Here is a 13,868-nt window from a genome sequence, read left to right on the forward strand (position 1 = left end):
CTCCCGGTGTGGCTGATGTTTCCTAGCCTACCCAGCGGCCCCGACATTCGGGGTCAACGCCGCGTTCCGTGTGCGTACCGCCTAGTCCGAACCGGTGAGCGCCTCCACCAGCTCCTCCGCCGTCGCCGCGTTGTCCAGCAACTTGCCGACGTGCGCCTTCGTCCCCCGCAGCGGCTCCAGCGTCGGGATCCGCACCAGCGACTCCTTGCCGACGTCGAAGATGACCGAGTCCCACGACGCGGCCGCGATCGAGCTCGCGTACTTCTCCAGCGCCCGGCCCCGGAAGTAGGCCCGCGTGTCCGACGGCGGCGTCGTCACCGCGGCCAGCACCTCTTCCTCGGTCACCAGCCGCTTCATCGACCCGCGCGTGACCAGCCGGTTGTACAGGCCCTTCGCCAGCCGCACGTCCGAGTACTGCAGGTCCACCAGGCGCAGCCGCGGCGCGCCCCAGGCCAGGCTGTCCCGCTGGCGGTAGCCCTCCAGCAGCCGCAGTTTCGCCGGCCAGTCGAGCCGGTCCGCGCACTCCTGCGGGTCGCGTGCCAGCGCGTCCAGCACCTCGCCCCAGACCCGCAGCACCTCCTTGGACGCCTCGTCCGCGCCTGTGCGCTCCAGGTTCTGCGAAGCGATCTCGTGGTAGGCGAACTGCAGGTCCAGCCCGGTGTACTTCTTGCCGTTGGCCAGCGCGACCTGCGCCTTCAGCGTCGGGTCGTGGCTGATCTGGTGCACGGCCTTGACCGGCTCGTCCAGCTTCAGGTCGTCGAAGCGGATGCCGGACTCGATCAGGTCCAGCACCAGTGCCGTCGTGCCGACCTTGAGGTAGGTCGAGTACTCGGACATGTTCGCGTCGCCGATGATGACGTGCAGCCGCCGGTACTTGTCCGCGTCCGCGTGCGGCTCGTCGCGGGTGTTGATGATCCCGCGCTTCAGCGTCGTCTCCAGGCCGACCTCGACCTCGATGTAGTCCGCACGCTGGGAGAGCTGGAACCCGGCTTCCTCGCTCTGCTGCCCGATCCCGACCCGGCCCGACCCGGTGAAGACCTGCCGCGACACGAAGAACGGCGTCAGCCCGGCGATGATCGCGGTGAAGGGGGTCGACCGCGCGCACAGGTAGTTCTCGTGCGTGCCGTAGCTGGCGCCCTTGCCGTCGACGTTGTTCTTGTACAGCTGGAGCGGGGGCTGCCCGGGCACGGACGCCGCCTTCAGCGCGGCCTCCTCCATCACCCGTTCGCCCGCCTTGTCCCAGATGACCGCGTCCCGCGCGTTCGTCACCTCGGGCGCCGAGTACTCCGGGTGCGCGTGGTCGACGTACAACCGCGCCCCGTTGGTCAGGATGACGTTCGCCGCCCCGAGGTCCTCGACGTCCGGGTCGTGCCCCGGCCCGCCGGGGCCGGTCAGGTCGAACCCGCGCGCGTCGCGCAGCGGCGACTCCACCTCGTAGTCCCACCGCGCCCGCCGCGCGCGCGGGATGTCCGCCGCCGCCGCGTAGGCGAGCACGACCTGGGTCGAGGTGAGTACCGGGTTCGCCGTCGCGTCGCCCGGCACCGAGATGCCGTACTCGACTTCGGTTCCCATGATCCGCCGCATGTCCACCACCCTACGGGGTGGGCCTAGTGGGACGATGCACCCATGCCAGGCAGTGACGAACTCGTTGCCCTCTATGACCGGAGCGGCTCGGTGGTCGGCTCGACCACCCGCTCCCGCGTCCGCGCGGAGGCCCTGTGGCACGCCGCCGGCGTCGTGCTGGTCCGTTCGGGTGATGGAAACGCGGTCTACGTGCACCTGCGCACCCCCGGCAAGGACGTGTTCCCGTCCACCTGGGACTGCTGGGCCGGCGGCGTGGTCGCCGCCGGCGAGTCACCGGCCGAGTGCGCCCGCCGCGAACTGGCCGAAGAGCTCGGCGTCCAAGGGGTGGAACCCGTTCCGCTGTTCACGAAGGTGTACGACGACGGCCGCAACCGCTGCCACAACTTCGCCTTCGAGGTCCGCTGGGACGGCCCGATCCGCCACCAGGCCGAAGAGATCGCCGAAGGCCGCTGGATCCCCCTGGCCGAGCTGCGCGCCTGGATCGACGATCCGGCACCGGAGCTCCCGTTCATCCCCGACGGCCGCGAGGGCGTCCAGGAGTGGTTCCGCCGCTACGGCTGAGAGGCCGGCGCCGTCAGCTTCGCCGTCATCGCGGGCAGCAGCCGCTTCGCCGCGTCGATCGCCCGTGCCTCGGTGCTCGCCGAGACGGTCAGCCCGGACACCAGGGCGCCCTTCGCCAGCAGCACGGTGCACGTCTTGCCGTCGCACCAGGCGCCCTGGCGGTCGACCCCGGCCTGGGCGGGGATCTCGACCTGGTGCCCGGCGCACTGCGCGTTCGCCAGGACGTCGGCACCCGGCCGGTCCGGGTACGCGGCGACCCGGTGCCGCAGCACCGACCCGCTCGGGTACCGCCAGCTGGCCGTCCGGCTCGTCGCCGACACCTCGTCCGACAGGCATCCCGACACCGCGTCCGAGCCGCGCTGCACGCCCTCTTCGACGACGTCCCGATCGGTCAGCAGCGCCCGCTCCGCGAGCGGCCCGGGATCCGGGGCCGCCGGGGTGACCGGAGCCGCCTTCGGGGCCGGCACCTGGACTTCGGGTGTCCGCACGGGCTGCTGCGTGGCCGAGGAGGCCGGATCGTCGTAGTACGTCTCGAGGTTGTTCGGGTCGGGCCCGTCGCATCCCGTGAGGCCGACCAACGCGACCGCGGCCAACGCAACCACCTGGCGATGACGCACCTGCTCCGGCCCTCCCGTTGTCCGTGTGTGCCTGCGAAGAGTAGTGCAGCCGCTCAGTGCCACCCCAAAGAGGACCGGTGACGCCAGTACTCCCCTGGATCCTCCGCCAGCCCGGCCAGCGCCGCTTCCTCGTCCGTGCTCAGGGAAAGCGTGGTGGCCCGCAGGTTCGCCGCCAGCTGCGGCGAGCTCGCCGGCCCGAGCACGACCGTGTCCGCCCAGTCGTTCGACAGCACCGCCGCGACGGCGACCGCATCCGGGCCCGTGCCGTGCGCCTCGGCGATGTCCAGCACCGCCCGCGGCGCCTCGACCGCGAGCCTGCCGTTGGCCAGCGTTTCCTTGACCAGCACCCGGTTCCCGGCCGCGTGCGCCGCGGCCAGCGCCGCCCCGGCCGAGGGTTCCAGGGGGTTCCACGTCGACTGCACCGCCGAGAACACCGGCCGCCCGGCCACTTCCAGCCCGAACGCCCGCTCGATCGCGTCGGCCTGGGCCGGCCCGGACGTCGAGAACCCGACCGCGACGCCGTTCGCGGACAGTTCCGCCAGTGCCTCGATCAGCGGCTCGTCGGTGAACAGTGGACTGTCCACAGTGAGCGAATGGACCTGGTAGAGGCGCACCCGATCCCCCAGCAGCGCCAGGGTTTCCGCCCACTGCGCGGCGAACCGCGCCGCCGAGTGCTCCTTCACCTCGTGCACCTCGGCGTCGATCCGCCACCCGCCGACGTAGGCGTAGCCCCACTTGCTCGAGACGTCGACGTCGGTGTGCCCGCGCTCGTCGAGCCAGCCGGCCAGAAACTCCTCCGAGCGCCCGTAGGAGCGGGCGACGTCGACCCGCCGGATCCCGGCGGCGTAGGCGTCGTCGAGCACGGTGAACGTCGCGGCCCGCATCGACGCGACGTCGCGCACGGCCGGCAGCGCCCCGTCCCGCCCCAGGTTGATGTAGGCGGGCCGGCCCAGCGCCGCCAGGCCGAGTGCGATGCGGTCCATCGGGGTCATCCGTTCTGCTTGTGCCGGAGGATGGCGAGCCACTGGCCGGCCGTCTGGGCCTGGCGGTGCAGCTTCTCGAGGCGGGCGGCCGGGGCCCGGACGTACCCCTTGCCGAAGACGGGGGCGATCTGGCGGAGGCTGGCGCCGCCTTCGCGGGCGGCGAGCAGCGCCCAGTCGGACGCGTCGGCGCAGGCCGCGGAAGCGCGGCGCAGCTCGCCGAGGATGTCGATCAGCTCCTGGGCGCTCACCTCCTCCGCGTCGACGGCGGCGGCCGTCGTCTCCAGCCAGGCCATGACGTCGGCTTCGGTGATGGGCGCACGGGGCCGGGTTTCTTCGCTCACGGCCGGGAGTATAGGTCGTTATACGCAAGCAGGTGGGTAGCCACGCCGGTGTCGCATCGGACTGTCGCGATCTGATCTACCATCGGCACGATGACGACGCGCACCGGCTCCGTGCCGGAGGTCGAGCAGCTGCTCGAGGTGTTCAAGGCGCTCGCGAACCCGGTGCGGTTGCAGATCCTCGGGTGGCTGCGGGAGCCGGAGGAGAACTTCCTCGAGGAGCGCGGCCGGATGGTGGTCGAGGCCGGGGTGTGCGTGAGCCACATCCAGGCGAAGGCCGGCCTGGCCCAGTCGACCGTCTCGGCCTACATGGCGTCCCTGCAGCGCGCCGGGCTGGTGCGCGCGACCCGGGTCGGCAAGTGGACGCACTACCGGCGCGACGAGGAGCGGATCGCCGGGATCGTCGAGATCCTCGGCCGCTCACTCTGACCACTCCCCTCCCCCGCCGTGCTCGCGGCCGTTGACTCATATCGACTTTCTGCGATACTTCGATCCATGAGCACGCTCGAGAACACGCGGCTGGGCCGCTACGGGATCTGGACGTTCGACTTCGAAGACCAGCCGGCAAGCCGGATGCGCGACACCGCGCAGGAACTGGAGGACCAGGGCTGGCCGGCGCTCTGGATCCCGGAACGCGACGGCCGGGAAGCCCTGACCCACGCGGGGTTCCTGCTGGCCTCGACCCGGCGCCTCACGGTCGTCAACGGCATCGCGCAGATCTGGGCCCGGGAGCCGCGGTGGGCGCGCGGTGCGGCCCTCCTGCTGGCCGACGCCTACCCGGACCGGCACATCCTGGGGCTCGGCTTCGGCGGCGGCCGTCCGGGGACGACGAGCCCGCTGCGAGCCATGAGCGAGTACCTCGACGCCATGGACGCCGTCACCAGCGCCAACCCCGCGCCGAGCGGGCCCGAGCGGCGCATCCTGGCCGCGTACGGGCCGAAGATGCTCGAGCTGGCCCGTGACCGCACCGCCGGCGCGCACACCTACCACGTGACCCCGAAGCACACCGCACAGGCGCGGGAGATCCTGGGCGGCGCGTTCCTCGGCGTCGAGCAGGCCGTGCTCTTCGAGAGCGACCCCGCCCGGGCCCGCGAGATCGCCCGGACGCACCTGCACCCGTACCTGACGCAGAAGTACAACGTCGCCAAGTTCCGGCGGCTGGGCTACACCGAGGCCGACATCGACGGCGGCCGCGGGAGCGACCGGATCGTCGACGACCTCGTGGTCTGGGGCGACCTCGCCACGATCACCGCCCGGCTGGGCGAGCACCTCGACGCGGGGGCCGACCACGTCGGCATCCAGGTCATCGGGATCGAGCCCGGCGGGTCGGCCATGTCGCAGTGGCGGCGGCTGGCCGAGGCGCTGCTACCGGCCGGCGTCACCGCGTAGCCCGAAGCGCGCGGTGCAGTGCCAGACGCGCTTGAGGGTCTGGGGATCGTGCCGGCCGGCACGCACGGCGTCGCCGATGACGCGGGCGTCGAGCCACCCGCGCTCGGCGATTTCCTTGCCGGCCCGCACGACGTCCTCACCCCGGTAGTCCGCGTGCTCGGCGAGGATCGCGACCGGGAGCCGGAACCCGTGGTGCCATTCGACGGGGAACGGCAGCCCGGCCGCGGCCGTCTCGACGTCGGTCCCGCGGAACGCCGGGTCCAGCACCAGCGCCTCGACGTCCGCGTCCAGCCGGAGCGGGCCGTGCACGTGGGCCTCGATGTGGTCGTCGAGTTCGTCCGACTCGGCCGCTTCGGCGAGCGGCACCAGCGGGAGGTGCTCGGCGGTGCCGAAGTCGGCCGGCTCGGCGAAGCTGTCCGGGTAGCAGAAGGTCGTCCGCCGCAGCACGTCCCGCTTGACCCGCAGGTGGGACGAGCCGAACCGGACCGAGCCACCGGCCGGGCGGCGGCGGTAGTTGAGCGAGCCGTACTTGGGCCGCGCGGACGCCGGCCCGTCGTCGTAGGCACCGCCGAAGATCCGGTGCTCCCAGCGCCAGCGGTCGCCGCCGGGGTGCGCGGTCAGCCCGCCGTTGCTCGTGCCGGTCTCGAACTGCGAGCGGTAGACGCCGTCGTCGAGCAGGTGCCGCAGCAACGGCACGTCCCCCACCAGCCGGTCCGGGTGGAAGTGCACCGTGACGTCCAGGTCGGCGGCCAGCGGCGGCCCTGACACCAGGCCGGCGACGTGCTCGATCGCCCGCTTCCATGATGTGTTGTTCTCAGCCCCCATGGGCTGGATCCTACCCCGGCGGTATAGGTCGTTATACACACGACGAGGTCCGAAAACCGCTGGCCCCGAGGGCACTCGCCCGGCTTGACTGCGTGTCATGGGTTTCGGGGTGACCGTGCGGTTCGCGTTGCTGGCGATCGTGTGGGGTGCGAGCTTCCTGTTCATCAAGGTGGGCCTCGACGGCCTCTCCCCCGCCCAGATCGCGCTGGCGCGGGTTTCGCTGGGCGCGCTGGCCCTGGCCGCGGTGCTCGTCGCCCGCCGTCGCGCGCTCCCCCGCGATCCCGCCCTGTGGGGTCATCTCGCGGTCGTGTCGGTGCTGCTGTGCGTGGTGCCGTTCCTGTTGTTCTCGTGGGCGGAGCAGTACATTTCGTCCGGTTTGGCCAGTATCTTCAACGCGACGACGCCGCTCATCACGATGCTACTGGCCGCGGCGGCGCTGCCCGAGGAGCGGTTCACGCCACCGCGGGTGCTCGGGCTGCTGCTCGGTTTCCTGGGTGTGCTCACGATCGTCGGGGTGTGGCACGGCGTCGACGTCTCGCACCAGCTGACCGCCCAGCTCGCCTGTCTCGGCGCCACGACGTGTTACGGCGCCTGCTTCGTCTACATGCGCCGGTTCGTCTCCCCGCGCGGTGCGGACCCGGTGGTCGTCGCGTTCGGGCAGACCGCGTCCGCGACGGTCATCCTGGGCCTGCTGGCGCCGGCCATCGCGACCGCCCCGATCCACCTGACACTCCCGGTCGTGCTGAGCATGGTGGCCCTCGGCGTCTTCGGCACGGGCATCGCTTACGCGTGGAATGTCCGGATCATCGCGGCCTGGGGCGCGGCCAACGCGTCGGCGGTGACCTACCTCACACCGGTCGTCGGCGTGCTCCTGGGCGTGCTGGTGCTGCACGAGCCGGTGAGCTGGAACCAGCCCGCCGGCGCGATCTTGGTGGTGCTGGGCATTCTCGCCGCACACGGACGGCTGCGTGTCCGCCGCAAGACCGAGTTGCCGTCGCCCGAAGCCGAACTGGTCCGGGACTGACCCCGGACACGCCGATGGGGCGGCCGCCGTGGCGACCGCCCCATCGGATGTTCGGTATTACAGGTACTGCCCGGTGTTCGTGGCGGTGTCTATCGCCCGCCCCGAGTCCTGGTTCTTGCCGGTGACGAGCGTGCGGATGTAGACGATCCGCTCGCCCTTCTTGCCGGAGATCCGGGCCCAGTCGTCCGGGTTGGTGGTGTTCGGCAGGTCCTCGTTCTCCGCGAACTCGTCGACGATCGCGTCCAGCAGGTGCTGCACGCGCAGGCCGGGCTGGTTGGTCTCCAGCACCGACTTGATGGCCGACTTCTTCGCCCGGTCCACGATGTTCTGGATCATCGCGCCCGAGTTGAAGTCACGGAAGTACAGGACCTCCTTGTCCCCGTTGGCGTAGGTCACCTCGAGGAACCGGTTCTCGTCGCTCTCCTCGTACATCCGCTCGACCGTGTGCTGGATCATCGCGTCGAACGTCGCCTTCGAGTCCCCGCCGAACTCGGCGAGGTCGTCGGCGTGGATCGGCAGGCCTTCGGCCAGGTACTTGGAGAAGATGTCCTTCGCGCCTTCGGCGTCCGGACGCTCGATCTTGATCTTGACGTCGAGCCGGCCCGGCCGCAGGATCGCCGGGTCGATCATGTCCTCACGGTTCGAGGCACCGATGACGATGACGTTTTCCAGGCCTTCGACACCGTCGATCTCGGAGAGCAGCTGCGGGACGATCGTGGTCTCCACATCGGACGAAACGCCCGACCCACGGGTCCGGAAGATCGAGTCCATCTCGTCGAAGAACACGATCACCGGGGTGCCCTCGGAGGCCTTCTCCCGCGCCCGCTGGAAGATCAGGCGGATGTGCCGCTCGGTCTCCCCGACGAACTTGTTGAGCAGCTCGGGACCCTTGATGTTCAGGAAGTAGGACTTCCCGTCCTCGTTGTCGCCCCGCGCCGCCGCCACCTTCTTGGCCAGCGAGTTCGCGACCGCCTTGGCGATGAGCGTCTTGCCGCAGCCCGGCGGGCCGTAGAGCAGGACGCCCTTCGGCGGGCGCAGCTGGTACTCCTGGTAGAGGTCGGCGTGCAGGAACGGCAGCTCGACCGCGTCCCTGATCTGCTCGATCTGCCGGGTGAGGCCGCCGATGTCCTCGTAGCGGACGTCCGGCACCTCCTCCAGCACCAGGTCCTCGACCTCCGCCTTCGGCACGCGCTCGTACGCGTAGCCGGCCTTGGAGTCGACCAGGAGCGAGTCGCCGGGCTTCAGCGGCTGCTCCGCCAGCAGATCGGAGAGCAGGACCACCCGCTCCTCGTCCGCGTGCCCGACCACCAGCGCACGGGGGCTGGCGCCCTCGACGTCGGGGGCGAGCACCTCGCGCAACGCGCACACCTCGCCGGTGCGCTCGAAGTCGCCGCCCTCGACCACGGTCAGGGCTTCGTTGAGCCGCAGCGCCTGGCCGCGTCGCAACGACGAGATCTCCACCGCGGGCGAAACGGACACCCGCATCTTCCGGCCGGCCGTGAACACGTCCACCGTGTTGTCCTCGTACGACGTGACGAACACGCCGTACCCGGACGGTGGCTGGGCCAGCCGGTCGACCTCTTCACGGAGAGCGAGGAGCTGTCCTCGCGCTTCGCGCAGGGTTTCGACCAGTTTGGTGTTGCGCTCGGTGAGCTGGCTCACCCTTTCCGAGGCCTCGGCGAGCCGCTGCTCGAGAACGCGGTTCTGCCGTGGCGAGTCGGTCAGTTTGCGGCGCAGCAGCGCCACTTCCTCTTCGAGAAAACGGATCTGGCGAGCCTGTTCGTCCGCCGTCGTCCCAGCTCCGGATGTCGCTGAAGGGTCGGCCTCCTCGCGCCGACCTCCGGGAAGGTCATGATGCATCGGGCACCTCCTCGGAGTGCTTTTCATTCCACGGTACCGGCGATCACCGACAAGAAAAGGCCTTTCCGGATCACAAGATCGGCGCGTCGCGGTTTCTTCACCTGGTCCAGCACGGACATTCCCGCAGCACAAGGGGCCATTTGTGTGCCGTGACACGAAGTCGGAGCGGGGTCTTCCGGTGCCGGACGAAGCAAGCACGACGGGAGTACCCAGCCCCCGGCGCCGCCAACCGTGCCGAAGCCGGGCAATTCCGGCCAGTTCCGCCCTAACCGCGCGGCGAGCACGCGCGGTGACTAGCATCGGGCCGACGCGGCCACCGGATGGCCGAATCTCGGCGAAGGAATGCTAGGGGGCATCACTCATGACCTACCCGCCGCAGCAACCGGGCGGCTACGGCCAGCAGCCCGGCGGCCACGGGCAGCAGCCCGGGCCCTACGGGCAGCCCCAGCAGGGTGGCTACCCCCAGAGCGGCCCCCAGCCCCAGCCCGGCTACGGCGGCACCCAGCAGTTCGGCCAGCCGGATCCCTACGGGCAGCAGCCGCAGCAGGGCGGTTACCCGCCCCAGCCCCAGTACGGCGGCCAGCAGGACCAGTGGGGGCAGCCGCCGCAGCAGGGTGGCTACAGCCCGAACCAGCAGAACTTCGGCGGCTACGACCCGTACGGCGGCGGTGGCGGCGGCTTCGGTGACCCTCCGCCGCCCAAGAAGAAGAAAACCGGGCTCATCATCGGCATCGCGGTGGGCGCGGTCATCGTCGTCGGCGGTGGCGTGACGGCGCTGGTGCTGGCCCTGAACGGCGACGACAGCACCACCGCCGCGCCGCCCGCGAGCAGCAGCTCCCCCGCGCCGACGTCGGCGCCGAAGACCACCCCGAAGAAGTCCACCTCGCCGACCAGCCCGTCGACGAAGAGCACGAAGCCGGTCGGCGGCCCCGCCCCCGGCGGCAAGCCCAGCTCGCCGGAGCTGTTCGCCTCGACGATCGACGCGTACAACGCGGGTGACGAGAAAGCCCTCGGCAACGTCATCTGCCGGAGCGTCTACGAAGGCACCACCGGTGACATCCCGAAGGTCACGGTGAAGCTCACCGGCGACCCGCAGGAGACCGGGGACAAGGCCACGGTCCGCTACTCGGCCACCGACGGCAAGGCGACCAAGGTCGGCACGATGTCGGCGGCCAAGGAGTCCGGGCTCTGGTGCCTGTCCAACGTGCAGGCGGACGGCTCGTGAGGCCGCGCCGGCGGTGAACCGCGCGCTGACCGCCGGGCTCGTCCTGGCCGGCGTGGCGGTGGCGGGCGTGGTGCTGGGACTGCTGCTCGTCGCGCCGTCGGGATCCACACCCCCGCCGGCGTCCACGCCGCCCCCGGCGACCCGCACCTCGACGTCCGCGCCCCCGGACGAGGTCGACACGGCGGCGGTGACCGTGCTGGCCAAGGCGATCGTCGATGCGATCGCCCGGCACGACTCGGCGGCGTTCGGCAAGCTGACCTGCCGCCCGCAGAGCACCGAGGCGCTGGCCGGGCTGCAGCGGACCTGGGACGCGGCGGGCCCGGTGACCGCGACCCTCCCGAAACCCCCGGAACTGCGCGGCGAGTCGGCGACGGCGGTGGTCCACGTCGAGGCCGCGGGCGGCACCAAGGACACGCCGTTCCCGCTGCACAAGGAGAACGGCAAGTGGTGCGTACCGGGTTAGCCCGGCGGCTCGAACCCCGCCGGCCAGCGGGTGGTCCCGTCCGACTCGACGCCGTCGAGGATCGCGCCGGTCAGGTCGGCTCCCGTGAGATCGGCCCCGCGCAGGTCGGCTCCTCGTAGGTCCGCGTTCTGCAGGATCACGTCCGTCAGCGTCGCTCCGGTGAGTTTCGCGTCGCGCAGCTTCGCGTCTGCGAGGTTGGCCCCGGCGAAGCAGACCCTCGGGATCGCGAGGCCGTTCAGGTCGGCCCCGCGCAGGTCCACCCGTTCCAGCTCCGACGCGGCCCCCGGCCCGATCACCGTGCCGCGGTTCAGCACCGACAGCGCGGCCGCGACGTCGTTCGCGATGCCGCCGCCGTCGCGGAGCGGGGTCCCGGGCTTCCACGGCGCGCGCAGGCCGACGAACGACGTCAGCAGGGCGTGGACGTGCCCGTTGTAGCGGGGATCCAGCTCGGCCAGCCACTCCAGCGCGTACACCGCGCCCTGCCGGGTCGCCTCGTTCTCCCCGGCGAGCAGCTCGATGGCGTTCGTGAACATGTCGATCGAGCGGCCCTCGCGGTTGAGCACGAGCTGCCGGGACGTCAGGTACGCCCCCAGCGCCACGCCGCCGAGCGCAAGGAGGCCACCGAACGCCTGCAGCAGTGTCGACCGGACGTCGTTGACCGCCTTGAGCCGCTCCGCCGTGCTCAGCCCCGGGGTGGCGCCGACGAGCCACGCGGGCGCGAACACCACGCAGAGCGCGACCAGCACGGCGAAGACGAGCACGCCGGCCGCGAGCCGGAGCCGGCCGCGCTGGGCCAAGACTCAGCCCTTGCCCTTGGCGGGCCTCCGCGACACGCGCGGGGACACCGTGCCGTCGGCCAGGCGCCGCGCCGTCAGCAGGAACGCCGTGTGGGCCACCATGCGGTGGTCGGGGCGGACCGCCAGGCCGACCACGTGCCAGGGGCGCATCAGCGTCTCCCAGGACTCCGGCTCGGTCCAGCACTGCTGCTCGCGCAGCGACTCCGTGACGCGGGACAGCTGGGTGACCGTCGCGACGTAGACCGTCAGCACGCCGCCCGGCACCAGGTGGGCGGCGACGTTCGGGAGCTGGTCCCACGGGGCCAGCATGTCGAGCACGACCCGGTCGACCTCGCCCTCGTGGGTGGCCAGGTCCGCGACCGTGAGCGACCAGTTGGCCGGCTTTTCACCGAAGAACTTCACGACGTTGTGCTCGGCGTGCACGGCGTGGTCGTCGCGGATCTCGTACGAGCTCACGTGCCCGGTCGAGCCGACCGCCCGCAGCAGCGAGCACGTCAGCGCACCCGACCCGGCGCCGGCCTCGAGCACCCGCGCGCCCGGGAAGATGTCGCCCCACATGACGATCTGGGCGGCGTCCTTCGGGTAGATCACCTGCGCGCCGCGGGGCATGGAGAGCACGTAGTCCGGCAGCAGCGGCCGCAGCGCGAGGTAGGTCGAGCCGCCCGCCGAGGTGACCACCGACCCCTCGGGACGGCCGATCAGGTCGTCGTGGGCGAGACCGCCGCGGTGCGTGTGGTACTCACCGCCGTCGGCCAGCGTCAGGGTGTAGTGCCGCCCCTTCGAGTCGGTCAACTGAACCCGATCACCCGCACGAAACGGTCCGCTGACCGACAACACTTCCTCCAGAACCCCGGAAACGACCGACGACAGATCTTCGCAGGCCGCCCGGGTCGTGACCTCAGCGGGTGCGGCGGTTCAGGGCGGCCCGCAGGTCGTCCCGGCGCAGCACACCCGCGGGGCGGCCCTCCTCGTCGACGACGAGGAACTGCCACGCCGGGGTCTCGCGGACCCGCTCGACGATCTCCTCCCCCGGTTCGGAGGCCAGCAGCACCGTCTCGGCCCGGATCGGCTCGGCCGCCAGCTCGGCCGGCGCGTGCGGCGACGTGCTCGCCAGCCGCTCCGCCGCGCCTTCGTCCAGCAGCCCGGCCGCGACGCCGTCCGCGCGCACCAGCACCACGCCCCGGCCCGCCGACGCGGCCAGCGCGTCCGACACCGGGCTCTCCGCCGGCAGCTGCAGCACCGGCCGGACCAGCTCGCCCAGCACCAGGCCCTCGGGCCAGCCGCGACGACGTTCGGCGGCCAGTTCCGACCGCGCGCCCAGGATCACGAACCACGCCGTGACGACGCAGACGCCCAGCCGCAGCCAGCGGTCGGGACTGCCGGTCGCCAGGCCCCACAGCGCCCACACGAGCAGCCCCGCGGCCACCACCGCGCCGCCGGCCACCGCGGCGCGGGTGCCCTTGGCGCGGACGCCGGTGGCCGCCCAGACGCCGGCGCGGACCAGCCGCCCGCCGTCCAAGGGCAGGCCGGGCAGGAGGTTGAACACGCCGACGGCGAGGTTCGCGACCGCGCATTCGGCGACCAGCAGCCAGACCGCGCCGTCGGGCGGCACGGCGAACATCAGCAGCCCGCAGAACCCGCCCAGCACGAGCGACACGGCCGGGCCCGCGGCGGCGACCAGGCCCTCGTCGCCGGGCCGTTTCGGCGTGCGGGCGACTTCGGACAGCCCGCCCAGGAGGAACAGGCGCAGCCGCCGGACCGGGATGCCCAGGCGCAGCGCGACCAGGCAGTGGCCGAGCTCGTGGGCCAGCACCGACAGGCCCAGCAGCAGCGCGAACGCGGCGGCGAGCAGCCACGACATCACCGGGGAGACGTCCGGGAGCAGCCGCCCGACCAGCGGCGCGTACAGCACGACGACGATCAGCGAGCCGATCCACCACGACGGCGCCAGCAGGACCGGGACACCGGCGACGCGGAACAGCACGAGGCCGCCGCCGTCCCCGAGGACGGCCTGCCGGGGGCCCCCGGTGCCCTGCTCACTGGTCGCGGCCATGCCGGAGAGCCTAGAGCCCCGCGTGTCAGGAGCGGGTGATCCGGCCCCGCCCGCGACCGGGTCGTGTCAGTACTCACCCGAATCGGACGACACGCGTACCCAGCTGGACGACACGCGTACCTGGACGGACGACACGGCCACCGGCGTCG

The 13,868-nt window shown here is 71.9% G+C and carries 15 protein-coding genes; 6 read left to right on the plus strand and 9 right to left on the minus strand.

Annotated features, from left to right (window positions below; all coding sequences use genetic code 11):
* Positions 1 to 81: 81 nt before the first annotated feature.
* The gene (gene dop / locus ACIOD2_RS04895) at positions 82 to 1,584 is read right to left on the minus strand and encodes a depupylase/deamidase Dop (RefSeq protein ID WP_400534522.1); all 1,503 of its coding nucleotides are present in this window, start codon (positions 1,582 to 1,584) and stop codon (positions 82 to 84) included.
* A 42-nt stretch (positions 1,585 to 1,626) separates the two neighbouring features.
* Between dop and ACIOD2_RS04900 the strand changes: the two genes are divergently transcribed.
* Entirely contained in the window at positions 1,627 to 2,145 is a 519-nt protein-coding gene (locus ACIOD2_RS04900) for an NUDIX domain-containing protein (protein ID WP_400534525.1), read from the plus strand.
* Here the strand turns inward: ACIOD2_RS04900 and ACIOD2_RS04905 are convergent.
* The 3 genes from ACIOD2_RS04905 to ACIOD2_RS04915 all read right to left on the minus strand — a co-directional run bounded on the left by ACIOD2_RS04905 (position 2,136) and on the right by ACIOD2_RS04915 (position 4,086).
* A complete protein-coding gene (locus tag ACIOD2_RS04905) occupies positions 2,136 to 2,747 on the minus strand; it encodes a hypothetical protein (protein ID WP_400534527.1) in 612 nt (203 codons plus the stop codon). The genes ACIOD2_RS04900 and ACIOD2_RS04905 overlap by 10 nt on opposite strands.
* A gap of 68 nt (positions 2,748 to 2,815) precedes the next feature.
* Positions 2,816 to 3,745: an aldo/keto reductase gene (locus tag ACIOD2_RS04910; RefSeq protein WP_400535409.1), complete on the minus strand. Its 930-nt coding sequence runs from the start codon at positions 3,743 to 3,745 to the stop codon at positions 2,816 to 2,818.
* A 5-nt stretch (positions 3,746 to 3,750) separates the two neighbouring features.
* Positions 3,751 to 4,086: a hypothetical protein gene (locus ACIOD2_RS04915; protein ID WP_323328337.1), complete on the minus strand. Its 336-nt coding sequence runs from the start codon at positions 4,084 to 4,086 to the stop codon at positions 3,751 to 3,753.
* Positions 4,087 to 4,176: 90 nt separating this feature from the next.
* On the opposite strand from ACIOD2_RS04915, the gene ACIOD2_RS04920 reads away from it, so the two are divergent.
* Both ACIOD2_RS04920 and ACIOD2_RS04925 read left to right on the plus strand, forming a co-directional pair.
* The gene (locus ACIOD2_RS04920; protein WP_323328339.1) at positions 4,177 to 4,512 is read left to right on the plus strand and encodes a metalloregulator ArsR/SmtB family transcription factor; all 336 of its coding nucleotides are present in this window, start codon (positions 4,177 to 4,179) and stop codon (positions 4,510 to 4,512) included.
* Between the two features lie 66 nt (positions 4,513 to 4,578).
* Positions 4,579 to 5,472, plus strand: a complete 894-nt coding sequence (locus tag ACIOD2_RS04925; RefSeq protein WP_400534530.1) for a TIGR03620 family F420-dependent LLM class oxidoreductase — start codon at positions 4,579 to 4,581, stop codon at positions 5,470 to 5,472.
* Here ACIOD2_RS04925 and ACIOD2_RS04930 read toward each other — a convergent pair.
* Positions 5,449 to 6,297 (minus strand): DUF3626 domain-containing protein, encoded by an 849-nt coding sequence (locus ACIOD2_RS04930; RefSeq protein WP_400534533.1) that lies wholly within the window; start codon positions 6,295 to 6,297, stop codon positions 5,449 to 5,451. The two genes, ACIOD2_RS04925 and ACIOD2_RS04930, sit on opposite strands and share 24 nt — an antisense overlap.
* Positions 6,298 to 6,394: 97 nt before the next feature.
* Here ACIOD2_RS04930 and ACIOD2_RS04935 point away from each other — a divergent pair, with 97 nt between their 5' ends.
* Positions 6,395 to 7,321 (plus strand): DMT family transporter, encoded by a 927-nt coding sequence (locus ACIOD2_RS04935; protein ID WP_400534535.1) that lies wholly within the window; start codon positions 6,395 to 6,397, stop codon positions 7,319 to 7,321.
* Positions 7,322 to 7,378: 57 nt separating this feature from the next.
* Here the strand turns inward: ACIOD2_RS04935 and arc are convergent, their stop codons facing one another.
* Positions 7,379 to 9,181: a proteasome ATPase gene (gene arc, locus ACIOD2_RS04940; protein ID WP_392771924.1), complete on the minus strand. Its 1,803-nt coding sequence runs from the start codon at positions 9,179 to 9,181 to the stop codon at positions 7,379 to 7,381.
* A gap of 361 nt (positions 9,182 to 9,542) precedes the next feature.
* Here arc and ACIOD2_RS04945 point away from each other — a divergent pair, with 361 nt between their 5' ends.
* On the plus strand, positions 9,543 to 10,406 hold the full coding sequence (locus tag ACIOD2_RS04945; protein WP_400534537.1) for a hypothetical protein: 864 nt from the start codon (positions 9,543 to 9,545) through the stop codon (positions 10,404 to 10,406).
* A 13-nt stretch (positions 10,407 to 10,419) separates the two neighbouring features.
* A complete protein-coding gene (locus ACIOD2_RS04950; RefSeq protein ID WP_400534538.1) occupies positions 10,420 to 10,869 on the plus strand; it encodes a hypothetical protein in 450 nt (149 codons plus the stop codon).
* Here ACIOD2_RS04950 and ACIOD2_RS04955 read toward each other — a convergent pair.
* The 3 genes from ACIOD2_RS04955 to ACIOD2_RS04965 form a co-directional block, all read right to left on the minus strand.
* Entirely contained in the window at positions 10,866 to 11,666 is an 801-nt protein-coding gene (locus tag ACIOD2_RS04955; protein WP_400534539.1) for a pentapeptide repeat-containing protein, read from the minus strand. The genes ACIOD2_RS04950 and ACIOD2_RS04955 overlap by 4 nt on opposite strands.
* Positions 11,667 to 11,669: 3 nt before the next feature.
* The gene (locus tag ACIOD2_RS04960; protein ID WP_392771934.1) at positions 11,670 to 12,500 is read right to left on the minus strand and encodes a tRNA (adenine-N1)-methyltransferase; all 831 of its coding nucleotides are present in this window, start codon (positions 12,498 to 12,500) and stop codon (positions 11,670 to 11,672) included.
* A 64-nt stretch (positions 12,501 to 12,564) separates the two neighbouring features.
* Positions 12,565 to 13,719, minus strand: a complete 1,155-nt coding sequence (locus tag ACIOD2_RS04965; RefSeq protein WP_400534541.1) for a site-2 protease family protein — start codon at positions 13,717 to 13,719, stop codon at positions 12,565 to 12,567.
* Positions 13,720 to 13,868 lie beyond the last annotated feature (149 nt).

Source organism: Amycolatopsis sp. NPDC088138 (genome assembly GCF_044741685.1).
Lineage (GTDB): Bacteria > Actinomycetota > Actinomycetes > Mycobacteriales > Pseudonocardiaceae > Amycolatopsis.